Origin of the sequence: Streptomyces sp. NPDC046939, from assembly GCF_040644575.1 — a bacterium.
In the GTDB taxonomy this organism is placed as follows: domain Bacteria; phylum Actinomycetota; class Actinomycetes; order Streptomycetales; family Streptomycetaceae; genus Streptomyces.
Genome location: NZ_JBEYWV010000018.1, coordinates 1 through 23,473, shown reverse-complemented (window position 1 = coordinate 23,473; position 23,473 = coordinate 1). Strand labels below are relative to the sequence as shown.

General features: G+C 74.9%; 18 protein-coding genes. 10 read left to right on the top strand and 8 right to left on the bottom strand.

Annotation, left to right across the window (positions count from 1 at the left end; translation table 11 throughout):
- Positions 1-62: 62 nt before the first annotated feature.
- Positions 63-1,298 carry a crotonyl-CoA carboxylase/reductase gene (gene ccrA / locus ABZ877_RS20575; RefSeq protein ID WP_361073123.1) on the top strand — a complete coding sequence of 412 codons (1,236 nt, stop codon included), beginning with the start codon at positions 63-65 and terminating at the stop codon, positions 1,296-1,298.
- Positions 1,299-1,342: 44 nt separating this feature from the next.
- Here the strand turns inward: ccrA and ABZ877_RS20570 are convergent, their stop codons facing one another.
- From ABZ877_RS20570 to ABZ877_RS20560, 3 genes are read right to left on the bottom strand one after another with little or no spacing between them, the layout of a single operon-like run.
- Positions 1,343-2,059, bottom strand: a complete 717-nt coding sequence (locus tag ABZ877_RS20570) for an enterobactin synthetase (RefSeq protein WP_361073120.1) — start codon at positions 2,057-2,059, stop codon at positions 1,343-1,345.
- 4 nt (positions 2,060-2,063) lie between these two features.
- Positions 2,064-3,542, bottom strand: coding sequence for an AMP-binding protein (locus tag ABZ877_RS20565; RefSeq protein ID WP_361073428.1), 1,479 nt, complete (start codon positions 3,540-3,542; stop codon positions 2,064-2,066).
- Positions 3,542-3,796, bottom strand: coding sequence for an acyl carrier protein (locus ABZ877_RS20560; RefSeq protein ID WP_361073115.1), 255 nt, complete (start codon positions 3,794-3,796; stop codon positions 3,542-3,544). The genes ABZ877_RS20565 and ABZ877_RS20560 overlap by 1 nt, the downstream gene beginning before the upstream one ends.
- 1,049 nt (positions 3,797-4,845) lie before the next feature.
- On the opposite strand from ABZ877_RS20560, the gene paaA reads away from it, so the two are divergent.
- The 9 genes from paaA to kynU all read left to right on the top strand — a co-directional run bounded on the left by paaA (position 4,846) and on the right by kynU (position 12,473).
- Complete coding sequence (gene paaA, locus ABZ877_RS20555) at positions 4,846-5,838, top strand: 1,2-phenylacetyl-CoA epoxidase subunit PaaA (RefSeq protein WP_361073425.1); 993 nt, start codon at positions 4,846-4,848, stop codon at positions 5,836-5,838.
- Positions 5,835-6,179, top strand: a complete 345-nt coding sequence (paaB, locus tag ABZ877_RS20550) for a 1,2-phenylacetyl-CoA epoxidase subunit PaaB (RefSeq protein WP_361073112.1) — start codon at positions 5,835-5,837, stop codon at positions 6,177-6,179. Before paaA ends, paaB begins: the two co-directional genes overlap by 4 nt.
- A 70-nt stretch (positions 6,180-6,249) precedes the next feature.
- Positions 6,250-6,978, top strand: coding sequence for a 1,2-phenylacetyl-CoA epoxidase subunit PaaC (paaC, locus tag ABZ877_RS20545; protein ID WP_361073422.1), 729 nt, complete (start codon positions 6,250-6,252; stop codon positions 6,976-6,978).
- Positions 6,975-7,478, top strand: a complete 504-nt coding sequence (gene paaD / locus ABZ877_RS20540) for a 1,2-phenylacetyl-CoA epoxidase subunit PaaD (RefSeq protein ID WP_361073109.1) — start codon at positions 6,975-6,977, stop codon at positions 7,476-7,478. The genes paaC and paaD overlap by 4 nt, the downstream gene beginning before the upstream one ends.
- Before the next feature lie 8 nt (positions 7,479-7,486).
- Positions 7,487-8,662, top strand: coding sequence for a 2Fe-2S iron-sulfur cluster-binding protein (locus ABZ877_RS20535; RefSeq protein WP_361073106.1), 1,176 nt, complete (start codon positions 7,487-7,489; stop codon positions 8,660-8,662).
- A gap of 61 nt (positions 8,663-8,723) precedes the next feature.
- On the top strand, positions 8,724-9,500 hold the full coding sequence (locus ABZ877_RS20530; RefSeq protein WP_361073102.1) for an SDR family oxidoreductase: 777 nt from the start codon (positions 8,724-8,726) through the stop codon (positions 9,498-9,500).
- A 48-nt stretch (positions 9,501-9,548) separates the two neighbouring features.
- The gene (locus tag ABZ877_RS20525; protein ID WP_361073099.1) at positions 9,549-10,403 is read left to right on the top strand and encodes a tryptophan 2,3-dioxygenase family protein; all 855 of its coding nucleotides are present in this window, start codon (positions 9,549-9,551) and stop codon (positions 10,401-10,403) included.
- Positions 10,393-11,217, top strand: a complete 825-nt coding sequence (locus tag ABZ877_RS20520) for an alpha/beta fold hydrolase (protein WP_361073096.1) — start codon at positions 10,393-10,395, stop codon at positions 11,215-11,217. The genes ABZ877_RS20525 and ABZ877_RS20520 overlap by 11 nt, the downstream gene beginning before the upstream one ends.
- Positions 11,214-12,473, top strand: a complete 1,260-nt coding sequence (kynU, locus tag ABZ877_RS20515) for a kynureninase (RefSeq protein WP_361073094.1) — start codon at positions 11,214-11,216, stop codon at positions 12,471-12,473. Before ABZ877_RS20520 ends, kynU begins: the two co-directional genes overlap by 4 nt.
- Positions 12,474-12,517: 44 nt before the next feature.
- Here the strand turns inward: kynU and ABZ877_RS20510 are convergent, their stop codons facing one another.
- The 5 genes from ABZ877_RS20510 to ABZ877_RS20490 all read right to left on the bottom strand — a co-directional run bounded on the left by ABZ877_RS20510 (position 12,518) and on the right by ABZ877_RS20490 (position 23,364).
- Positions 12,518-13,228, bottom strand: a complete 711-nt coding sequence (locus tag ABZ877_RS20510) for a LuxR C-terminal-related transcriptional regulator (protein ID WP_361073091.1) — start codon at positions 13,226-13,228, stop codon at positions 12,518-12,520.
- A gap of 275 nt (positions 13,229-13,503) precedes the next feature.
- Positions 13,504-16,359 carry an AAA family ATPase gene (locus ABZ877_RS20505; protein ID WP_361073087.1) on the bottom strand — a complete coding sequence of 952 codons (2,856 nt, stop codon included), beginning with the start codon at positions 16,357-16,359 and terminating at the stop codon, positions 13,504-13,506.
- A gap of 81 nt (positions 16,360-16,440) precedes the next feature.
- On the bottom strand, positions 16,441-18,747 hold the full coding sequence (locus tag ABZ877_RS20500; RefSeq protein WP_361073084.1) for an ATP-binding protein: 2,307 nt from the start codon (positions 18,745-18,747) through the stop codon (positions 16,441-16,443).
- Between the two features lie 378 nt (positions 18,748-19,125).
- Complete coding sequence (locus tag ABZ877_RS20495; protein WP_361073082.1) at positions 19,126-22,212, bottom strand: AAA family ATPase; 3,087 nt, start codon at positions 22,210-22,212, stop codon at positions 19,126-19,128.
- A gap of 204 nt (positions 22,213-22,416) precedes the next feature.
- Entirely contained in the window at positions 22,417-23,364 is a 948-nt protein-coding gene (locus ABZ877_RS20490) for a PfkB family carbohydrate kinase (RefSeq protein WP_361073079.1), read from the bottom strand.
- Between the last annotated feature and the right edge of the window lie 109 nt (positions 23,365-23,473).

Sequence of the window (23,473 nt, the reverse complement as noted above, 5' to 3'; positions counted from 1 at the left end):
CCGTCCCGACCGTCTCGTCCGTCTCGTCCGTTCGTCCCCGTCCCGCTCACGAAGGGTCTCCCGTGCACGCGACCGCGACCAAGAACCTGTACGAACTCGGTGACGCGCCGCCCCTCGGCACCGCGCCCAAGCAGATGTACGCCTCCCTCATCCGCCAGGAACGCTACGGGCAGCCCGTCGACGCCTTCCGCACCGAGGTGGTCGACGTGCCGCCCGTCGGGCGCGGGCAGGTGCTCGTCAAGGTGATGGCGGCCGGCGTCAACTACAACAACGTGTGGGCGGCGCTCGGCGAACCGCTCGACGTCATCGCCGCGCGGCAGAAGGCCGGCGCCACCGAGGACTTCCACATCGGCGGCTCCGACCTGTCCGGCATCGTGTGGGCCGTCGGCGAGGACGTGCGGGGCGTCGCGCTCGGCGACGAGGTCGTCGTCCTCGCCAGCCGCTGGGACGAGTCGGCCGAGGACATCCGCCTCGGCGCCGACCCGGCCTTCTCCACCACCCAGCGGGTGTGGGGGTACGAGGAGAACTACGGCTCCTTCGCACAGTTCGCGGTCGTCGACGACTACATGCTGCACCCGAAGCCGAAGAAGCTGTCCTGGGCCGCGTCCGCCTGCTACATGGCGACTGCGGCGACGGCCTACCGCCAGCTCTTCGGCTGGGAGCCGCACACGGTACGGCCCGGCGACCCCGTACTGATCTGGGGCGGCGCGGGCGGTCTCGGCTGCATCGCCATCCAGCTCGTCCGGCACGTCGGCGGCATCCCCGTCGCGGTCGTCTCCAGCGAGGAGCGCGGCGAATACTGCATGAAGCTCGGTGCCCAGGGCTGGATCGACCGGCGCGAGTTCGACCACTGGGGGCGGCTCCCCGACACCTCCGACCAGGAGGCTATGGGGCGCTGGCTCAAGGGGGCGCGCGCCTTCGGGCGGCGGTTCTGGGAGGTGCTCGGCGAGCGCCGGGCCCCGCGCATCGTCCTCGAACACTCGGGCGCCGACACCATCCCCACGTCCATGTACCTGTGCGACAACGGCGGCATGGTCGTCATCTGCGGCGGCACCACCGGCTACAACGGCGACGTGGACCTGCGGTTCCTCTGGATGCGGCAGAAGCGCCTCCAGGGCTCCCACGTCGCGAGCGCCCGCGAGGCCCGCGAGATCACCCGCCTCATCGACCAGGGCGTCGTCGACCCGTGCCTGTCACGGACGTTCGGCTTCGAGGAGATCGGCCTGGCCCACCAGCTCATCCACGACAACCGGCACCCGGCGGGGAACATGGCGGTTCTGGTCGGCGCGGAGGAGTGAGCATGCCGTGACCCGCCGGGGAGCGTCACACGCGCCCCGGCGGGTCACTCGTGCACGTAGCTGAAGACGCCCGGTCCGACCGGAGCCACGCGGACGTGCACGGCGCGTTCAGGGGCCGCGCGCAGTGCGACCCGCAGACCACCGTCCCCGTACGGCTGTGCCCGCAGGTCGCGCAGGCTTGAGGCGTCGGCGTCGGCGTCGGTGTCGGGGGAGAGGCGCAGGGCCTTCCACGCCGCTTCCTTCGCCGAGAACAGGGACGTCACCGTCCAGGCGCCGCGCAGCAGATGCTCCTCGTCCTCCCGCAGCACCAGCCGTGCCGCGGCGGCGGGCAGCGGGCTCAGCTCCACGTCACAGCCGAGCGGCGTGTCCCGGCCCGGCGCGCGGGCCACGGCCACCGCGACGCCCGCGCTGTGCGAGATCGACGCCGCGCGTCCGGGCGGGAACAGCGGCAGCCGGCCCGCCCGCGGGATCTCACCGCAGTCGAGGCCCACCGCGCGCAGGGCGCGCCGGGCGGCGAGCCGGCCCGCCAGGAACTCGCGCCGGCGGTGCGGGAGCATGGCCGCCGCGCCGGCCTCCTCGGCGGGCCCCGCGGGGACCGCCTCCGGATCCGCGATGGAGGCGACGCCGAGGCCGAGCCCGGCCGCCGTGCGCAGGACCGGCCGCAGCAGCGCGAGTTCCGCGAGGACCCCTGCCCGCCACCGGTCGTGCGCGACCAGGCGGGCCGTCACCGACGGCCCGCCTGGATGTGCCTGCGTGGACATGCCCTCAGGCCCGCAGCAGCTTCTTGACGATCTTCCCGGCGGGGTTGCGCGGCACCTGCTCGATGAACTCGACGCGTCGCGGGCGCTTGTAGGGCGCGAGCAACTGGGCCACGTGGGACAGGAGTTCGGCGGTGCCGGTCCCGTCCTCCGCCACGACGTACGCCAGCGGCACCTCGCCGTAGTCCTCGTCGGGCATGCCGACGACCGCGGCGTCGCGGACGGCCGGATGGCTCATCAGGGCGCGCTCGATCTCCGAGGGGTAGACGTTCTGGCCCGCCCGGATGATGAGGTCCTTGCTGCGGTCCACCAGATGGATACGGCCCGCCTCGTCCATGAAGCCCAGGTCGCCCGTCTTGACCCAGCCGTCGAGGAAGATCTCCTCCGTGGCCGCCGGATCGTTCCAGTAGCCCTGCATGAGGCCCGGGCCGCGCACGACGATCTCGCCGATCTCCCCGCGCGGCAGCTCCCGCCCGGCCCCGTCGACCGCGCGTGCCGACATGCCCGGGACGACGCGGCCGCAAGGGATGCGGGCGGTCACGTCGCCCGGAGTGGGGTGCTCGTCGGGGCCCAGGGTGACGAACGGGCCGCCGACCTCGGTCATGCCGTAGACCTGGCGGAAGCCGCAGCCGAGGCGCTGGACGGCCTCGGCGTACACGTCGAGGGGCATCGGGGCGGCGCCGTACAGGATCTCCCGCAGCGAGGACAGGTCCGTCGTGTGCGAGCCCTTCGCCTGGAGCATGAAGCGCAGCATCTGTGGGACCAGCCACATGTGCGTGGCCCCGTGCCGTTCCACCGCGGCGAGGGCGCGCTGCGGGGTGAAGCCCGGCATCAGCACCACCGTGGCACCGGCGGCCAGGTACGTCAGGGACACGACCATGCTGCCGTGGTACAGCGGGCAGCAGTTGACCATGACGATGTCGTCGGTGGGGCGGGCCATCACCAGCCAGCCGAGGGCGATCGCCCGGAACGACGCCGAGTCGACCGTGACGCCCTTCGCCTGACCCGTCGTTGCCGACGTGTGCAGCACGGCGATCGGGTCGGTGTCGGCCACGACGGGCAGGTCACGCTCCGCCGCGAGGGTGCCGAGCGCCGCGAACTCCGGCTTGTCCAGGGCGATCCTGACGCGCACCGACGCAGGAAGCTCCGGGTGCCGGTCGAGCAGATCGGACTCGCCGAGTACGGCGACCGCGCCGACGCGCTCGACGATGCCCGTCACCTCCGGACCGGCCAGGCTGTGGTTCAGCGGCACGAACAGGGCGCCGAGCCGGGCCAGCGCGAAGTAGCTCTCCAGGACCTCGATGCGGTCCTTGGACAGCACGGCGACCCGGTCACCGCGCCCGATGCCCGACTCGGCCAGGCCGCGGGCCAGTTCGGCCGTACGGTCGTGGAACTCGGCCCAGGTGACGCTGCGCACCTCGTCGACCAGCGCCGTCCGGTCCGGGAAGCACTGGCGGTTGCGCTCAAGGAGCTGCGTCAGCCACATCACGCACCGCCGGGAGCGCCCGCGACCGCACGCCCGGCCACGAACCGCTCGTAATCGGCGATCGTACGGAGCCCCTCCATGTCCTCGGCGCTGATCTCCACGCCGAGCCGCTGCTCGACGAGCAGGACCAGACGCACCAGGTCACCCGAGTCGATGCCGCTGGCGGCGAGGTCGACGTCGTCGCCGATGGCGCCGGGGTCGGCGTACTCGGCCGTGCCGGTGAGTTCGACCAGCAACTCCCTGATGGTGCTCATGGCTTCCCCTTTCGCTGCGGCACGCCGGCCGCCCTGTGGGCCTGATGTGTCACCCGATGCAGAGGCGCGCGGAACGCGTCACCATCCCTCGGCGGTGACGTGACCTTTGTCACGCGCCGTCCGTGCACGGGCGGGGATAGCGGGGCCCGTGCGCGTCCTCTTTCCGTGACGGAGGTTCCGCCCCGCGACTCGTGACCGCGCGGCGGTGTCGACGCTGAGGGAGTGATGCGAGTGCCCAGGCAGTGCGTGCGGGTCCCGGCCTACCGCCGACGCGGCCCCGCCACGACACGGACCGGCCGCGGCGCCGGTGCGGGTCGTGCCATGGCGGGGACGGACACGGGCGGCCCGGCATGAGCGCGCCGCACACGGCAATGGCCGGGGCACCCCCCACCGCCCGGGACGAGGCGCTCACCGACCGGGGGAGCGAACGGCCCGCCGCCACTGGGGACGAGTCGTCCGCTGCTCAGAGCGGCGAGCCGTCCGCCACCGGTTCGGGAGAGCTGTTCGCTTCTCTTCGGGATGAGGCGTCCGCCGCCCAGCGGAGTGGGTCGTCCGCCGCCGGGGACGAGTCGTCCGCTGCTCAGCAGGGCGGGCTGTCCGCGGACGCTCAAGAGGGGGCGTCGGCTTCCGCTCGGGTCGGGACGCCCGCCGTCCCCCGGGACGAGCCGATCGCCCAAAGGCCGGGCGAGTCGTCCACCGGCCAGCGGCGTGGATCGTCCGCCGCCGGGGACGAGTCGTCCGCTGCTCAGCGCGGTGAGCCGTCCTCCACCGGTTCGGGAGAGCTGTTCGCTTCTCTTCGGGACGAGGCGTCCGCCGCCCAGCGGAGTGGATCGTCCGCCGTCGGGGACGCGTCGTCCGCTGCTCAGCAGGGCGGGCTGTCCGCGGACGCTCAAGAGGGGGCGTCGGCTTCCGCTCGGGTTGGGACGCCCGCCGTCCCCCGGGACGAGCCGATCGCCCAAAGGCCGGGCGAGTCGCCAGCCGCCCAGCAGGGTGCATCGCCGGCCACCCCGCAGGGCACGCCACCCGTCGACCCGCGACCCGCGCACGACATCCCCCAGGACGAACTCCTCGCCCACTTCGACGCGCTCATCGCCGCTCGCGAGACCATTGAGCCGCGGGACTGGATGCCCGACGGGTATCGGCGGATGTTGTTGCGGCAGATCGCCCAGCACGCCCACTCCGAGATCATCGGGATGCAGCCCGAGGGGGCCTGGCTGACCCGGGCGCCGTCGTTGCACCGGAAGTCCGTGCTCATCGCCAAGGTGCAGGACGAGGCGGGGCACGGCCTGTACCTGTACTCGGCGGCCGAGACGCTGGGTGTGGACCGGGCCGAGTTGCTCGACGCCCTGCACCGGGGCCAGCAGCGGTTCGCCGCGACCTTCAACCACCCCGCGCTCACGTGGGCGGACACCGGCGCCGTCGCCTGGCTGACGGACGGCGCCGCCGTGATCAACCAGGCGCCCTTGTGCCGGACCTCGTACGGCCCCTACGCCCGTGCGATGCGGCGCGTGTGCCAGGAGGAGGCCTTCCACGTACGGCAGGGCTACGACCTGATGCGCGCCCTGTGCGAGGGGACACCGGAGCAGAAGCGGATGGCGCAGGACGCGGTGGACCGCTGGTGGCTGCCCGCCGTGGCGCTGATGTTCGGCCCGCCGGACACGGAGACGGCGGGCGGGGCCGACGCGCGTACCGCCGCGCTCGGCGCCGCCGTCTCCCGTCGCGCCATCGCCTGGGGCATCAAGCACCACACCAACGACGAACTGCGCCAGCGCTTCGTCGACAGCGTCGTCCCGCAGGCCGAACGCCTCGGCCTGACCCTCCCGGACCCGGCGATCCGCTGGAACGAGGAGCGCGGCCACTACGACTTCACCCCGGTCGACTGGGCGACGTACCGCGACGCGCTCGGCGACGACACGCACTGGGCGCGGCAGCGCATCGCGCACCGCCGTGCCGCGCACGAGGACGGCGCGTGGGTGCGGGAGGCCGCCGCCGCGTACGCCGCCCGGGAGGACGCCCGCGACGGTACGGAGGAGCCCGCATGAGCACCAGCACGCCCGCGAGCACGGGACGCGAGGGCGCGCCCGCGTCCTGGGAGGTCTTCCTGCGGCCCCGCCGGGGCCTCGCACACCAGCACATGGGATCGGTCCGGGCCGACGACGCGGACATGGCGCTCGGCCGCGCCCGCGACCTGTACGTCCGCCGGGGCGACCCGCTGTCGCTGTGGGTGGTCCGTTCGGACGCCGTGCACGCGGTGTCCCCGGACGAACGCGACCCGTACTTCGGCAACGCCCGCCACAAGCCGTACCGGTACCCGGAGCAGTACGCCCCGCTGACCGGCTCCGGCCAGGAGGAGAAGGGGGACGACGGTGTCCACGGTCAGTGACACGGTCAGTGACGCGGCGCCCGCGACGGAGGCCGTCCGCACCGGCCCCGACCCCGACCTCGCCACGCACCTGCTGCGCCTCGGCGACGACGCGCTCGTCCTCGGGCAGCGTCTCTGCCAGTGGATCACGCGGGCGCCGACGATCGAGGAGGACCTGGCGCTGTCCAACATCGCCCTCGACCTGATCGGCCACGCCCGGACCCTCCTCACCCGCGCCGGGCGGCTCGACGGGACCGGCCGCACCGAGGACGACCTGGCCTACACCCGCTCCGACCGCGAGTTCACCAACGCCCTCCTGACGGAGCTGCCGAACGGGGACTTCGCGGTGACCGTGGCCCGCCAGCTCGCCTACACGCACTACGCGGTCCTGTACTACGAGGCGCTGGCCGCCTGCCCGGACGCCGACCTCGCCGGGTTCGGGGCGCGGGCCGCCAAGGAGGTGGCGTTCCACCGGCTGCACGCCGACAACTGGACGCGTCGCCTCGGCCTCGGCACGGCCGAGAGCGCCCGGCGCATGCAGGCCGGGCTCGACCGCGTATGGCCGTACACCGCCGAACTGTTCGACGAGGACGAGGTGGTGAACCGTCTCGTCGCGGCCGGTACCGTCCCCTCGCCCGCCCCCTTGCGGCAGACATGGGAGCAGCGGGTGGGCGAGGTCGTCACCCGCGCCGGGCTCACCGTGCCCGCGCCCCGCTGGCAGGCGCGCGGCGGGCGGACCGGTCTGCACACCGAGGAGTTCGGGCCGCTCGTCGCCGAACTGCAGTCGGTGCGCCGTCAGTTCCCGGGAGGCACCTGGTGAGCGCCCGCCGCTGCTCCACCGAGGAGGTCCGGGCGCGGGTCGAGGCGCTGCCGGACCCGGAGTTGCCGATGATCGGCCTCGGCGACCTCGGGGTGGTCCACTCCGTGGCGCCGGACGCCGACGGAGTGCTGGAGGTGGAGATCACGCCGACGTTCCTGGGCTGCCCGGCGCTGCCCGCGATCACCTCCGCCGTCGAGGAGACCCTCGCCGCCTGCGGCCACCCCGACGGACGCGTACGGCAGGTGTTGTCACCGCCGTGGTCGACGGACCGCATCACCCCGGCCGGACGGGAGAAGCTGGCGGCGCACGGCATCGCGCCGCCCGCCCCCGCCACCGCCGGGGCGGGCGGCCCGGTCCTCGTCGAGCTCGGCGGGGTGTCCTGCCCGCACTGCGGATCGCGGGCCACCCGGCCGCACAGCCCCTTCGGCGCGACCCGCTGCCAGTCGGTACGGCGGTGCACGGCGTGCCGGGAGACGTTCCCCCACCTGAGCGGGGTGTGAGGCCCACCATGAACACCGCCACTGTCACCACCGGCGCCACCGTCACCACCGCGCCCCGTCCCTCGCGCACCGGCTGGCACCGGCTCGCCGTCACCGACGTGCGCCGACTGACCGAGGAAGCGGTCGCCGTCACCCTGGACGTCCCCGACGCACTGCGGGACACCTTCGCGCACCGCCCCGGCGACCACGTCGTCGTACGGCACCGGGTCGCCGGCGGCGAACTGCGCCGCAGCTACTCGGTGTGCCCGCCGCCCGGCGACCCGGACGCCTTCCGCCTGGTGATCAAGCGGGGCGCCCCCGACGGCTTCGGCGCGTACGCCACGACCGCCCTCGCCCCCGGCGACCGCCTCGAACTCTCCCCGCCCGTCAACGCGTTCGCCCTGCCGGACCTGCCCGGCGCGCACCACGTGCTCGTCGCGGGCGGCTCCGGCATCACCCCGCTGCTCGCGATGGCGGCGGCGGTGCTGCGCGCGGACCCCGCCTGCCGGGTCTCCCTCGTCCACGCGGTGCCCACGACCGCGACGGCCCTGCTCGCCGACGAACTCGCCGAGCTGAAGGACGCGTTCGTCGACCGGTTCACCGCGCTGCACGTCCTCACCCGCGAGGACCGCCCCAGCGAACTGGTCAGCGGACGCGTCGACACCGCGAAGCTGCCACGGCTGCTCGCCGCGCTGGACGCCCGCCCGGGGCCCGGCACGACGTTCGCCCTGTGCGGGCCCGACGGCCTGGTCACGGCGGTGCGGCAGGCGTTGATCGCGTGGGGCGCCGACCCGGCGGCCGTCCGCACGGAAATCTTCACGGTCGCCCCCGGCACGCGGCAGGACACACGGCAGGACACGCGCCGCGAACCACCGGCCGAATCAGTGACCGAACCCGTGACCGGCACACCGCCCGGCGTCAGGACCGCCCGCGTCACCGCGCTGTTCGGCGGACGCCGCGCCGCCGTCACGGTGGAGCCGCAGGAGGATGTGATCCTCGACGCGCTGCTGCGGGCGCACCCCGACGTGCCGTACGCCTGCCGCGACGGTGTGTGCGGCAGTTGCCGCGCCAAGGTCCTGACCGGCGAAGTGGCGTTGGGCGGCGGCCAGTACGCCCTCGACGCCGACGACCTGGCGGCGGGCTACACGCTCGTCTGCCGGGCCCGGCCCCGCAGCCCCGAGGTCACGCTCGACTTCGACGCCTGACCGGTGCCCGTACCCGTTCAGCCGTACCCGTTCACCCGTACTCACGCGCTAGGAGCAGCAGTTGACCACCGACAAGCGGCACGAGGGCAGGACCGCGCTGGTCACCGGCGGCAGCCGTGGCATCGGCCGGGCCATCAGCAGACGCCTCGCCCGGGAGGGCGCCCTGGTCGCGGTCCACTACGGACACGACCACGAGGCGGCCGAGCGGACGGTCAAGGAGATCGACGCCGAGGGCGGCCGCGCGTTCGCCGTCCAAGCCGAACTCGGCGTGGCCGGAGACGCCGCCACCCTGTGGGACGCCTTCGACCGGGCCCTGGCCGAGCAGGGCGCCGAGCCGGGCCTGGACATCCTCGTCAACAACGCGGGGATCACCGTCCCGCGCACCATCGCGCACGTGACCGAGGAGGACTACGACCGGGTCTTCGCGATCAACACCAAGGCGCCCTTCTTCATCGTCCAGCGCGGGCTCGACCGGCTCCGCGACGGCGGCCGCATCGTCAACATCTCCTCGGTGGCCACCCGCGTCGGCTTCCCCGCGATCATCGCCTACACCATGACCAAGGCCGCCCTGGACTACCTCACCCTCGCCCTCGCCAAGGAGCTGGGCCCCCGGGGCATCACGGTGAACAGCGTCGCGCCGGGCTACACCGAGACGGAGATCAACCCCACCCTCGCGATCCCGGAGATCCGGCAGCGCTACTCGGACGCCTCCGTCTTCGGCCGCCTGGGGCAGCCGGCGGACATCGCCGACGTCGTGTCCTTCGTGGCGAGCGACGAGGCCCGCTGGGTGACCGGCCAGTGGATCGACACCTCGGGCGGCGCCCACCTCGGCGTCTAGAACCACACCACCGCCGCCGCACCGCCGCACCGCCGCACAAGGAGAGCCATGACCGACCGTACGTCCGCCCTCGCCGAGCCGGCCGCGGACGAGACCCTGACCCGGCCCTTCCACGGACCGAGCCCCTACGACGACTACGTGCACGCGTCCGTGCTCAACTCGCTGCAGCAGCCGCTGACCGAGGCCGCGGACGAGATGGGCTTCCTCGTCACCACGCAGGTGATGGAGCTGTGGTTCACGCTGGTCGCGCACGAGTGGCAGACGGCCCGGACGGCGTTCGCCAAGGACGACCTCGACGCGGCCCTGGACGCGCTGACCCGCAGCGCCCGCGCCCTGACCGCGCTCAACGCCTCCTGGAAGCCCATCGCCGCCCTCACCCCCGCCCAGTTCAACGGATTCCGCGCCGCGTTCGGCCGGGCGTCGGGCTTCCAGTCCGCCATGTACCGGCACATGGAGTTCCTCCTCGGCCAGAAGAACGCGGGCCTGCTCAACGGCCACCGGGGCGACCCCGCCGTCCACGAGGCCCTGGCCGAGACCTACCGCGCGACCTCCCTCTACGACGAGGTGCTGCGCTTCCTGCACCGGCAGGGACTGCCCGTGCCGGAGCACGTCCTGGAGCGGGACGTGACCGCCCCGTACGCCGCGGACCCGGCCGTGGTGGAGGTGTGGCGCCGCGTCTACGAAGGGCCCTGCCCGGAGCAGCGCCGGCTGACGGCCCTCGCCGAGTCGCTCACCGACATCGCCGAACTGGTGGCGCGTTGGCGCTTCGACCACGTCATGGTCGTACGCCGCGCCATGGGCGCGAAGCCGGGCAGCGCGGGCTCCTCCGGCCTCGCCTGGCTGGAGCGGCGCGCGTCCCGCCCGGTCTTCCCCGAGCTGTGGGAGGTGCGCGGTGAGCTCTGAGCGGACCATTTCCGCGTTCGCCGCCGAGGAGGAGCGGCGGGTCCTGAGCCTGAAGCCGGTCCTGGCCCCGGTGCACGGCCGCTACGGGGACCATCCCCACCAGGTCTACGACTCCTGGCCGGCCGATGACCCCGACGCCCCGCTGGTGATCCTCCTGCACGGCGGCTACTGGCGCTACGACCGCATGCACCTCACCCCGTTCGCCGCCTACCTCTCCCAGCAGGGCTTCGACGTCCTGCTCCCCGGCTTCCGCAGGTCGGGCGGCGCGGGCGGCTACCCGGAGACGTTCGACGACGTCGCGCGGATCGTGGACACCCTGCCCGAGGGCCGCCCGTACGTCCTCGCCGGGCACTGCTCCGGCGGCCACCTCGCCCTGTGGTGCGCGGCCCGGGGACTGCTCCCCGCCGACTCGCCCTGGCACACCCGCACCCTGCCGACCAGCGTCCTCGCGCTCGCCCCGCTGACCGACCTCGCCGCCACCCGCCGCGACGACCTCAGCAACGGCGCCGCCGTCCAACTCCTCGGCGGCGAAGACGTGTTCGAGGAGCGGATGGGCTCCGTCGACCCGCTCACGCTGCTGCGCGACGCGGGCACGACCGGGGTGCCCACCGTGCTGCTGCACGGCGCCGTCGACGAGGAGGTGCCGCTGAGCCAGTTCAGCGACTACGCGGCCGTCCACCACGACCTGCGGACGGTCGTGCTGCCCGGCACCGGCCACTACACGCTCATCGAGCCGGGCGCGCCCGGCGCCCGCGCGGTCGCCGACACCCTCCGGGAGATGGCGGCGGCCCACAGAGAGGCGGTGCGACCGTGACGACCGTCCCCGTCGCGCCCGCCACGCTCGGCGAGGAGGCCGCGCGGCTCGACGCCGCCGACCCCCTGGCCCCGCTCCGGGACCGCTTCCTCCTGCCCGAGAGCGTGGTCTACCTCGACGGCAACTCCCTCGGCCCGCTGCCCGCCGCGGTGCCGCCGGTCCTCACCGACGTCGTGCACCGCCAGTGGGGCACCGGTCTGATCCGCTCGTGGAACGAGCACGGATGGTGGGACGCGCCCCTCCGGGTCGGCGACGCCATCGGCCGTCTCATCGGCGCCGAGGCCGGGCAGACGGTCGCGGGCGACTCGACGAGCGTGCAGCTGTTCAGCGCGCTCGGCGCCGCCGCCGCGCTGCGCCCGGACCGGCCCCTGCTGGTCACCGACCCCGGCCACTTCCCGACGGACCGCTATCTGGCCGACGCCGTCGCCCGCAGGGAGAGCCTGGAGGTCCGACACGTACGACCTGCGGACCTCGAACGGTTCCTCGCGGCCGAGGGCCACCGCGTCGCCGTCGTCAGCTACTCGCCCGTCGACTTCCGCACCGGCGAGCTGTACGACATGCGGGCGCTCACCCGCGCCGCCCACCGCGCCGGCGCGCTCGTCCTGTGGGACCTGTGCCATGCCGCGGGCGCCTTCCCGGTGGACGTCGACGACCTCGGGGCCGACCTGGCCGTCGGCTGCGGCTACAAGTTCCTCTCCGGCGGGCCGGGCGCCCCCGCCTTCCTGTACGCGGCGCGCCGCCATCACGAGGCCCTGCGGACGCCGCTGACCGGCTGGACCGGCCACGCCGACCCGTTCGCCATGGCCCCCGGCTACACACCGGCGCCCGGGATCGCCCGGGCCCGTATCGGCACCCCGCCGGTGCTGTCCCTGCTCGCGCTCGAAGCGGCCCTCACCGCCTTCGACGGCGTCGACCTGGGCCAGGTCCGCGCCAAGAGCCTGTCCCTGACCGGCTTCTTCCTGCGGTGCGCCGGTGAACTCCTGGAGCCGCTCGGCTTCGAGGCGGTGACACCGGCCGACCCGGCGCGCCGCGGCAGCCAGGTCTCCCTGCGCCACCCGCACGCGTACGGCCTCGTGCAGGCGCTGGCGAGGGACGGGGTGATCGTCGACATGCGCGCCCCCGACCTGCTGCGGTTCGGCGTCAACGCCCTGTACACCACGCACCGGGACATGGTGACGGCCGCGGCGCGCCTGCGGGACGTCGTGCGCGGGAACGCGTACGACCCGGCGCCGCAACCGTCGGGCCGGGTGGTCTGAGGCGGTGGCCGTGCCGTCCCGGACGGCACGGCCACCCGCTCCGCCTACTTGACGAACTCCGGCGGCACCCGCGGCGGCCAGAGCCCCGCCGACAACATGCCGAGGCCGTGCGCGCGGGCCACCAGCGCGGCCCGGTTCGGCACGTTGAACTTCCGCAGCATCACACCGACGTGGTACTCGACGCCCTGCCGGCTGAGGTGGAGCCGGGCCGCGAGCTGGACGGTGGAGGCGCCGCTCGCGACGCCTTCGAGCACCTGGGCGTCGATCTTGCTGAGCAGAGGTGCGCCGCGCTGCGCCGCCGGCGCCTCGCCGCCCTCGCCGGGAACGTCCTCGTCGGGCCTGACCAGCACGATCACACCGGTCAGCTCACCGGAGACACCGTGCACGGCGGCGGCGGACAGCTCGCAGGAGAAGAGGCGCCCGCCCGCGGTGCGGCCCACGACCCGTTCGGTGATGTGGTCGCAGCGGCCTTCGGCGAGGCGGGCGAAGTGCCGGTCGAGGACGGCCGGGGCGCTCGGGTGCAACAGGTGGTACAGGTGGCGTCCGCAGGTCTCGGCGGGGGTGCGGCCGAAGAGCCGGCAGAAACCGGGATCGGCCCCGACGACGTCGAGCCCCGGGCCCAGGTGGGCGGTGCGGGACGGACGGCGGGGCGCGGTGCGGCGGCGGTCCTTCGGCGGGTACGCGCTTGTGGCGGTACGGGGCGCGGGCGTTACATCCTCGGTGGCATGCGGGACACGGGTGGTTGTCGCTGTCATGAGGACCAACGTCTTTCTCGGTCAGAAGTGGGGGGTTCGGGGCGAGCAGTGTCCCCGGAGGCCCGGATGCCTCCGGAACCACTCCTGGTCGCCTGTCGAGGAGCGTAGAAATCGCCCGAGACGCTGGTCAAGCGGGTGCGTGTGCGGCCCCGAAACACTGTGGTCCTGGGTTCGGTGGTGCGGTCCGCGCCCCTCGCGTCATGGTGCGGTCCGGGTGAGCCGCGTCACCGGAGGCGGTTCGGTTCGGGGGAGGGGCGGGTGGGGCCATCGGCCGGTCAGGCGGGTCCCGCGTCGGGGAGGGCGGCCGACAGGTCGGGGCGGCCCTTGATGCCCAGTTTCCGGTAGCTGTTGGTGAGGTGCTTCTCCACCGCGCGCACCGATATGGACAGCTCCTCGGCTATCTCCTGGTTCCGCAGCCCGGAGGCGGCGAGCCGCGCCACCTTGTGCTCCGAGGGGGTGAGCGACGCGCCGGACGCGGGCCGCGCCGGGGCGCGCTCCCCGGCGTGGCCGCGCATGCTCTCGTGCAGCCAGGTGGCACCGCACTCGATGGACAGGCCGAGGGCCCGGCGGAGCAGCGCCCTGCCGCGTGCGCGCTGGCGTGGTTCGACACGGCGTCCGAGCGCGTGCAGCGCCAGGCACAGTTCGTACGGTCCGGCCCCCTCCAGGAGATCGACGGCCTCTTCGAGGAGCTCCGTGCCGCGGCGGCCCGGCGTCACCCGGCCCAGCATCACGAGGGCCCGGCCGAGGCCGGAGGGGGCGCCCCACGCCCGGGACCGCTCGACCTCGCGGCGGCTGAGCCCGACGGCGGTCGCGGTGTCGCCGAGCCGCCGGTGCATGAGCGCGGCGTGCCCGGCCCAGGGGAGGATCACCGGGTTGTCCCAGCCGATCTGCTCCTGGCGGTGACCGGCCATCAGATAGTGGTCGAGCGCCGCGCGGTGGTCGCCCGCGCGGGCCGCGACGTGCCCCTTGGCCATGGCCACCAGGGCGGCGAGGTACTGGTTCTCCTCGTGGAGCCCGTGCCGGGTCAGGATGCGTTCGGCCAGCTCCGGCGCGGCCGTCCGCAGCGCCACGACGGCGAGGACTGCCGCGCTCACGGCCGGGAGGCCGTCCGGTTCCGCGTCGGCCGGGCCGTCGGTCTCCCACAGCCTCTCCCGGGCGCCCGCCATGTCGCCCTCGGCGAGCGCGATCAGCGCCTGTTCGGCGCGGATCACCGCCATCTCGACGTCGCCCCTGCGGCTCTCCGCGCTGCGGTAGGCCTCGCGCAGCCAGGAGGCGACCCCTTCGGTGCGGTCCGCCGCCGCGAGGACGTTCAGCGCGAGCGGCAGGGCGGTGTGCGTGTGCGCGGGGGAGGGCGGCTCGTGCTCCAGCAGACGCGTGGCCAGGTCCGCGAGTTCGGCGGCGGGCACGCTGTTGGTGACACCGGCGATGTGGATCAGCACGGTCAGCAGCTCCCGCCGCCCGGCACTGTCCATCGACGGCCGCGGCCCCAGGTCCGCGAGGCGCCGCAGCGACGCCTTGACGCGTCCGGGGTCCTGCGACCCGAGCAGACGTTCCCGCGCCTCCAGACGCAGGGCCAGCTCCTCGTCCACGGCGTCGGCGGTGCCGGACGCGGCCAGTTCGGCCGCCACCCGCCGCACCATGTCGTCCACGGGGAACGCGACGGGGGCCATGAGGGCGGGGCCGAGCCGCGTGAGAGCCGCCGCCCGCTCCCGTACGCCGCTCAGCATCGGTACGGCCTCCATGACGTGGCGCACCGACGGCGTCGTCGCGAAGCTCCGCTCGACGGTGGCGAGGTCGATCAGCAGCCGGGCACGGTCCGGCCCCGCCGAGGCGCTGTCCAGGAGGGCGCGGCGCAGATAGCGTGCGGCGTCCCGCGGCGCGCCCCGGCGCAGGGCGCTGTCCGCCGCCGTGCGCAACAGGTGCAGCGCGTCCCGGTCCTGCGGGGTGACGACGTTCATCAGGTGCTCCGCCGCCTGCTCGGCCGGGTGCCCCGAACGGTGCAGCAGCTCGGCGGTGAGGGCGCGCAGCGCCGCGCGCTCGGCGGGCGGCACGCTCTCCTCCACGGCGTCCCGCACGACGGACGAGGTGAAGGCCGGGTGCGGGACCTCGGTGACCAGGCCGTTCTCCCGCAGCACGCGCAGGGCCTCGGCGCGGCGCACCGCGTCCAGTTCCGTGAGTTCGTCCAGCAGATGCGGCGCGGTGTCCCGGTCGAGCGCCGTGACGGCGAACGCGGCCTTGCGGACGTGGCCGGGCAGCGCGTCCAGATGGAGCCGCAGGCGCTGGCGCAGCAGCGCGGGCCGCAGCGCGGCCACGTCCGCCGCGTGCCGCGCGAGGGGCCGCAGACCGTGGAAGACGGCCTCGGCCAGCACGGAGGTGAGGAACAGCGGGTTCCCCCCGGACCGTTCGCGGCACGCCCGTACGAACGTGTCGTCCGCCGGGGCGCCCAGGTACTCCTCCACCAGGGACCGGGTCCCCTCGTGCCCCAGGTCCGCCGGGACCACCGTGTGCCGGGCCAGGGCCAGCACCTCCCGTACGAGGGGCTGTTCGGCGCGCAGGTCCCCGGCCAGCACGCCGCACACCAGCAGGATCCGCCGGACGGGGACGGTACGGGCCAGGTGCCAGAGCATCCGCAGGGACTCGGCGTCGGCCCAGTGCACGTCATCGACCAGCAGCACCACCGTACGGTCGCGGGCCAGGCCCGCGACCAGCGCCGTCAGCCCCGCCAGAGCCCGGTTCAGCTCCTCGGCGGGCCAGGGCGTCGGACGGACGGCGGGCGCGTCCTCGGCCAGGACGGCCCGGGCGCCCTCGGCCGTCCCCCGGAAGAGGGCGCGCGCCTCCTCCCCGGGGACGCGGCTCAGCACCGGCTCGATCAGCTGCCGTACGACGCCGAAGCCGAACTCCGTCTCCGAGGGCGCGCCCTGGGCCCGCAGGACCAGGGCGCCCCGGTCCGCCCCCAGGTCACCGACGGCCTCGAGCAGCTCCGACTTGCCGGCGCCCAGACGGCCACGGACCACGAGGAGCGCGCCGCGCCCGCCGTCGGCGGCGTCCAGAGCGGCGCGCACGGATCTGACATCGTTATCTCGCTCCAGCAGCACGGTGCTGTGCTCCCCTTTCCGGGCCGGGGCCTTCATGTCCGGCGGGCGCTGGGCTCCGGCCGTACGGGATCAGTCCGAGAACCGCGCGGCGGTCACCGGGCGGCGCGCCGCACGCCCCTACGGGTCCGGCGCGGCCGGGCCCTCCCTGGCCAGCGCGAGCTGCCGCACGGCCAGCGCGCGCAGGGCGGGTTCACGCAGCAGCGCGGCGGCCCGCTTCAGCAGCCGGACGGCCGTCGGCCCCCGCGCCAGCGTGCCCGAGGCCAGATCGGCCAGGCCGCGGACGGCCGGGGTCCCCCAGGCGTCGGCCACGTCGCGCAGCTCGGCGCTGAACCGTGCCGCCTCCGCCGTGCGCCCGGCCCGCGCGTGCGCCACGACCCCCACGCAACGCCACGGCACCAGCAGTGGGTTGGCCCAGCCCCGCGCCAGCAGCCACCGGCCGCACTCGCGCAGATCGGCGCCCGCCTCGTCGGGCCGGCCGGCCGCCAGGTGGACGACCGCGCGGGCGAACAGCAATTGCGGCCAGGCGACTTGCTGCCGGAACCCCGGAGGGCAGTCGGCCGCGACGACGCGGGCCGCCTCGTCGAGATCACCGGCGGCCAGCGCGAGCCGCGCCCGCAGCGACCGGCACAGCGACTCCATCGCCGGATACCAACGGCCCGGCGGCATCGCCTTGTCGGCCATCTCCAGATCCCGCCCCGCCCGGCCGGTGTCCCCGCGGCGCAGGTGCATCTCGCACCGGGCGAGCAGTACAAGCCCCACGAGCGGCGGCACACGACGGCGGCGGGCCTCGGCGAGACACCCGTCGAGCCCCGCGAGCGCCTCCTCCGTCAGACCGGTGGTGGCGAGCGCCAGACATGTGAACACCCGTGGATACAGCGGCAGATCGCGGTCGGGGGAGGCGAGGACCGCCCGGCCGAGCTCCCGCACCCGGGCGGCGTCCCGCCCCGACACGGCCGTCCGCCACACCACCGCCGCCAGACCGCTCGGATCGTCCGGGTCCTCCGGCAGCGGCTCGGTGTCCGGCAGCAGACCGTCCAGGCCGCCCGCGTCCACCTGGGCCTGCTCGGCGAACCACAGCAGCGCCCGCAGCATCCGCCGCTCCCGCCCGTCCGCGTCCGCCGCCCGGCACGCGCTCGCCAGCGCCTGCCGCGCCGCGCCCGCGTCCCCCCTGGCCAGCAGCAGATCGGCGGCCAGGGCGCGCTGCCGGGGATCGGGCCGGTCACCCGTCAGGTGCAGGGCCTGGACGAGGAAGCGGTCCCCGGCCTCGGGATCGGTCAGGCAGGCCGCCGCGCCGAGCTCCACCAGTACGGCGACACGCTCCTCGGTGCTCAGCGGCTCCCGCAGGACACGGGTGAGGCACCGTGCCGCCTGCCGGTGCTCGCCCCGGGCCCGGTGGGCGGCGGCCGTCCGGCGCAGCACGTCGACGGCCCAGGCGGCGCCCGAGGGCCGGGCGGGCAGTAACAGCCCGGCGAGCCTGTCGTCGCCCAGCGCGGCCCGGTGCCCCAACTCCGCCGCCCGCTCGAACAGTTCGCGGCGTTCGGCGTCGGGCATCGCGGACAGCACCCGCTCGGCGCTCACCACATCCGTCAGCCGCGGCCGGGCGTCCCCGGTGACGAGCCCCGCCGCCCGCAGACCCCGCAGGTGGGAGGCGGCGGGCGCCCCGTCGAGCCCGGCGAGCGCGTAGACGAGGTGCAGCGGGAAGAGGTCACGGCACACGGCGAGCCCGCGCAGCAGGGCCAGCGGGCCGGGGCCGAGACCCCAGGTCGGCTCGGCGGGCGTACGCCACTTCCCGTCGCGGTCGACGGCCGAGGGGTCCGCGGCGGGACCGAGCCGGACCACGTGCCCGTGCACCGTCGGCGAGGACAGCAGGGTCAGGAGGCCGGTGCAGCGCGGGGCGGCGTCGGGCGCGCCCCCGTCCACCGTGACGACGACGGACAGGCCGGTGCCCCGCATCCGCCGCAGCACAGCGGTCAGCACGTCGAGCGAGGCGGCGTCCGCCCACTGGGCGTCGTCGACGACGAGGACCAGCGGCCGGTGTCGCGCCGCCCGCAGGAACAGCTCCGCGAACTCCTGCACGCGGACGGAACGGGGCGGCTCCGCGTCGGCCTCCTGGCGCAGGGGCGCGACGAGCCGGGGCCCCGGCAGCCGGGCGGCCAGCTGCTCGACCACCCCGTACGGCCAGTCCTGCTCGGCCGGTGTCCCGCGCCCGGTCAGGACCGTGGCACCCGCCAGCGTCGCCAGGGCGGTCGCCCGCCGGGTCAGGGAGTCACGGACCGGCCCGCGTGGACCGGTCACCGCCACGGCGGAGGAGCGCCCGGCCCGCAACCCGGAGGCGAGCCGCCGCACCACGGCCCGGGCGTCACCGGGCACCGCCACGACGTCGCCCCCTCGGGGCGGCGGTTCGGCGATCACGGGTGCGGTCATGCGGGGGGAGCCGGGTGGTGGGCGGCGGGCGGGACGTCGGTCATGGAGGCGTGGACGGACGCGTCCATGGGTGAGGGAGACAAAGCGCATTCCGGGCGTTCAAGGGAATGGCGCATACCAGATGATGCCTCGCAGTCCGTTTCGCCGCCGCGCCGATATACCGATATGCCGATATGCGGATCTTGATCGTGGGATCAGCAGACCATAGGGGGCACGGTTCGGGCAAGCAGCCAGTGGGCGGGGCCCGGTGGGTGACCGACGCGGGCGGGAAGTCGGGCGGGAACGGAGGGGGTGACACGTATGAGCGGGCACGGTCCGGGCAGGGACCGCGGACCGGAGCCCGCATCCCCCGCCCGCCTCACCCAGGCCCGTGACGCGTCAGGCGGAGGCGGTCCGCGCGAGAGCGGCACGCAACTCCCGCCGCCCGGACAGCCCGAGCTTGCGGTAGACCGACGTCAGATGCACCTCCACGGTGCGCTGCGTGACGAAGAGCGCCGCGGCGATCTCCGGATTGCTCAGCCCCTCGCCGGCGTGCCGGGCCACCTGCATCTCACTGGGCGTCAAGGACGCGGGCCCGCTCGACACCGGCCTGCGCGGCCGGGCCCCCGTCGCGAGCAGCGCCTGCCGCGCCTCCCGGTGGAGCGGGCGGGCCTCCAGCACGTACGCCTTGTCCAGCGCGGGCCGCAGCACCTTCCGGGCGGCGTCGACATGCCCGAGGGAGTACAGCACCTTGCCGCGCGCCACCTGCACCCGGATCAGCTCCAAGGCCATCGGGGTGCCCGTCAGCACCGCTTCCGCCTCCTTCAGCAGCGGCAGTGCGTCCCGGCCGCCGCGGACGGCGGCGAGCAGCCCGAGGCCCGTCCCGAGAGCGCCGGGCAGATCGGCGTCCCGGGCCGTCGACACGGCGCTCTCGGCCAGTTCGCGGGCCCGTTCGGCCTCCCCCACGGCGAGGTGCGCGCTGCCGGCCCAGAACCACCACGGGGACACCGCCGGACTGGTGCGCCCCCACTCCCGCTGGCGCGCACCGCACTCCAGCAGGTCGGCGAGCGCCTCCTCCGCCCGCCCCTGTACGAGCCTCAGCCGGCCCCGCGCACACAGGAACTCGTTCCATGACCAGGCGTCCACGGCAGCCGCCTCGAACCGGCGCTCGGCCAGCTCGGCGGCGCCCGCGAGATCCCCCCGGTCCAGCAGCGCGTGGACGCGGACGGCGGACGGCAGGGCGAAGATCAAGCTCGTCTGCTCCTGCGGTGCGCGCGGCGCGGACGCGAGGGCGGCGCCGGTCGCGGCCAGCGCCTCGGCGGGCGCCCCCAGCCTGCGGGCGGCGTCGGCACGGAGTGAGAGCAGGCTGACGAACGAGGGCTCCGCCTGCGTCCCGGAAGCCGTCTCGACGAGCCGCCGGTAGACCGGATCGGCCTCGTCCGGCCGGTCCGCGTACATCAGCGCCGTCGCGGCGGTCGTCAGGAACACCGAGGAGTCCGACGCGGCCGACCCCCGCTCCACCACCCGCCGCGCCGCCTCCAGCGCCTCGGCGACCCCGTCCGCGCGGGCGACGCGGACGACCGCCCGCCCGGCGAGCAGGGCCCGCTCGCCCGGAGTACGACCGGGCAGACCCAAGTCCAGGGCGGTCTCGTCCATCGACGCGCGATAGGACCGCCGGTCCCAGGCCGACAACAACAGCCGCTGAGCCTCCAACAGCCTGCCGCCCTCCCCGTCGGCCCCACCGAGCCCGGCCGCGTGCTCCTCGAGCAGCCGTACGGCATCCGGCGCGCGCTCGGTACGGATCAACGCCCCCGCCAGCGCGGTGACCACGGCGAGCCGCCGCCCCGGATCACTGAGCCCCCGCAACGCACCCCCCAGCCGCCGCACCCCGACATCAGGACACACCCGAGCCTCAACGAGCCCCAGCTCGACGAGCAACTCGGGGTCGGGGCGGGGGTGTGTCGGTTCGGGGTGGGCGGAGTGTGGGTCGGCGTGGGGCTCAGGGTTGGCGGCGCTCTGGAGACTGGGCGAGCCCGAGGTGGCGGCGCCTCGGGTGTGCTGCGGTTCGGAGCTGGCGGTGCCTCGGGCTTCGGGCGATACGGACTTGTCCGCGTCTCGGGTGTCGGGCGATAGGGACTTGTCCGCGTCTCGGGTGTCGGGTGAGTCGGGCTTGTCCCGGTCTCGGGCGTCCCGTGCCACCGAGGTAGCCGCGCCCTCGGCGCCCGGCGGCAGGCACAGCCGCAGCAGCTCCACCGCCCGGGGCAACTCACCCTGTGACGTCGCCCGGCGTGCCGCCTCCCGCAGGACCGTGACCGCCCAGACCTCCGTGACCGGCTCACTGGCCGCCCGCAGGTGATCGGCCACCCGCTCCGCGCAAGCGCCGCCGTCGAGGAGCAGCCGCGCGGCCGTGCGGTGCGACCGTACGCGCTCCCCGGACGGCATGTCCGCCAGCACGGCCTCACGCACCAGACGGTGGCCGAAGGCCCAGTCACGCCCGTCCGGCGTGGCGGTCACCAGGCCGACGGCGGCCACCGTACGGACGGCACGCACGAAGCCGTCCGTGTCCAGCCCGGCCAGCCGCGCACACATCTCGGCCGGGGCCCCGTCGTCCAGCACAGCCATCGCCCGGACGGCGGCGAACGCGTCAGCGCCCTCGTCGCGCAACACCCGCAGCACGGGCGCGCAGAACCGGACAAGGGAGCTCCCACCCCCGGCGTCGGCCAGACACCCCGCACCGATCGGCCGCCCATCGCCCCGCAAAGCCCGCAGCAGCCCGCTGAGCAGCAACGGATTGCCCTGAGTCACGGCAAGACAAGCTCGTTCGAACTCCTCGTCAAGGCCACCGGAGGCCTGCCGCACGACCCGCGCGACACCGTCCGCGCTCAGCGGCCGGGGCCGTAGAACATGGCACCGCGGCTGCGCGGCCACCTCGTCAAGGAGCGGCGAACGCGCCCCGGTCCCGGTACGCCGGGCCACCGCCAGCAGCACCGGCGCATCGGCCAGCCGCCGCGCCGTGTACGCCAGCCACCGCAGCGAGGCGGTGTCCGCGTGCTGCGCGTCGTCGACGAGGAGCAGCAGCGGTTGCCGCGCGCCGAGACGGCTGACGTACCGGTGCAGTTCTTGCAGCACGCCGTACGACACGTCCCCGTCAGAGCAGGGCTCGTACTCCGGGACGGCACTGTCCGCCGACAGGGGCCGCAACAGCCGACGCACCACACCGAACGCGGAGGCCCGCTCCTCGGGGTCACATCGCACCGCGAGGACCCGCAGCCCCACGTAGCGCCCTTCCTCACCGAGGCGGCGCATCAGCGCGCTCTTGCCGACGCCGACCGGCCCGTCGACGAGAAGCAGCCCCGACCGCCCGGCAGCGGCCTGCCGGACGGCACCGGAGAGCACGGACACCTCGTGTTCCCGCTCAAGAAGCGACGCGTGAGACCTGGACCCGGCCGCCCCGACGCCCCTGGACCCGCCCGTGCCCCCGCTCATGTCCCCTCCCCATCGGACGCCGGAAGCGGCCGGCGCTTCACGGAACACCCGCACAGTTCCCCAGAACAAGCCGAACAAGCCACGGATGTCCGCATGCGGCCAGGCCAATCCGGGGCGACGGCCTCCATCATCGCCCCGGAGCGACTGGGCGGTGGGGTGTTCAGCTACGCGGGGCGCCGACTACGGGGTCTTGCAGCGAGACCCTCACTCCCGCTCTCCCCCCACGACCACCGGCGACGGCCTCCCGCAGCCGAACGCCGATTCCACGAAGCACTGTTCGTACGCCGCCTCCGCGCCCGCCTCAAGTGCATGGTCAAGGGAGGCCGGGGTCGGGGGCGGGGTCCGGCGGGACCAGCCGGTGCGGAGGAGGGAGACGATGAAGCCCGCCAGGAACGCGTCGCCGCAGCCCATCGTGTCGCGCATGGTCGCGGGGTCCGCGGGCCGGGCCGGGACCGTCAGTGTCGTGCGGCCGTCGTGGACCATCGCGCCGGACAGGCCGCGCGTGGCGAGGGCCATGCCCGCGCCGCGCCCCACCACGTCGGCGAGCAGCGCACGCGTGGCGGCTTCGGTCAGGTGGGAGCAGGACAGGAGCGCCAGGTCGACGTGGGGGCAGACGCGGTCGAGGTAGGCGGGGGTGCGGTACTCGTCCTCGTCGGAGAAGTCGAAGCTGACGAGGGGGCCGGCCGCGGCGAGGCGGGGGAGGTGCGCTTCGGTCGCGGAGTAGACGCTGGAGTGGACGAGGCTGAACGACGCCGCGTACGCCAGCAGCGCGGGGGTCGGCTCCCACCCGCCCTGGACCGTGCTCTCCGTGTAGCCGAGGAACGTGCGGTCACCGTCCTTCGCGTGCAGCGTCGAGACCGACGTCGTGCCGGGGAGGACCGGGCTGCGCTCCACCGACACGCCCTGCGCCGCCACGCTCGCGCGCAGGTAGGCGCCGAGTTCGTCGTCGCCGAACATCCCGAGGTACGCGGCGTCCAGGCCGAGGCGTCGGGTGTAGACGGCGACGTTGACGCAGTTGCCGCCGGGGTAGTCGGTGCCGCGGTCCAGGAAGCGGTCGATGGTGTTGTCGCCGAAGCCGAGGACGCTCGGGCCGGACCGGTCGTCGTGCGGGGGCAGGCCGTGCGGGGTGTTCAAGCGGTAGGGGGCGTTCAACGAGATCTCCCGGGGGTGCGGGCGCGCCGCGAGCGCGCGCGGCGTCCGCCGTCGGGGGGGGGGGGGGGGGGCGCGGGGCGCCCCCGCCCGGGAGGGAGGGGGAGTGGGG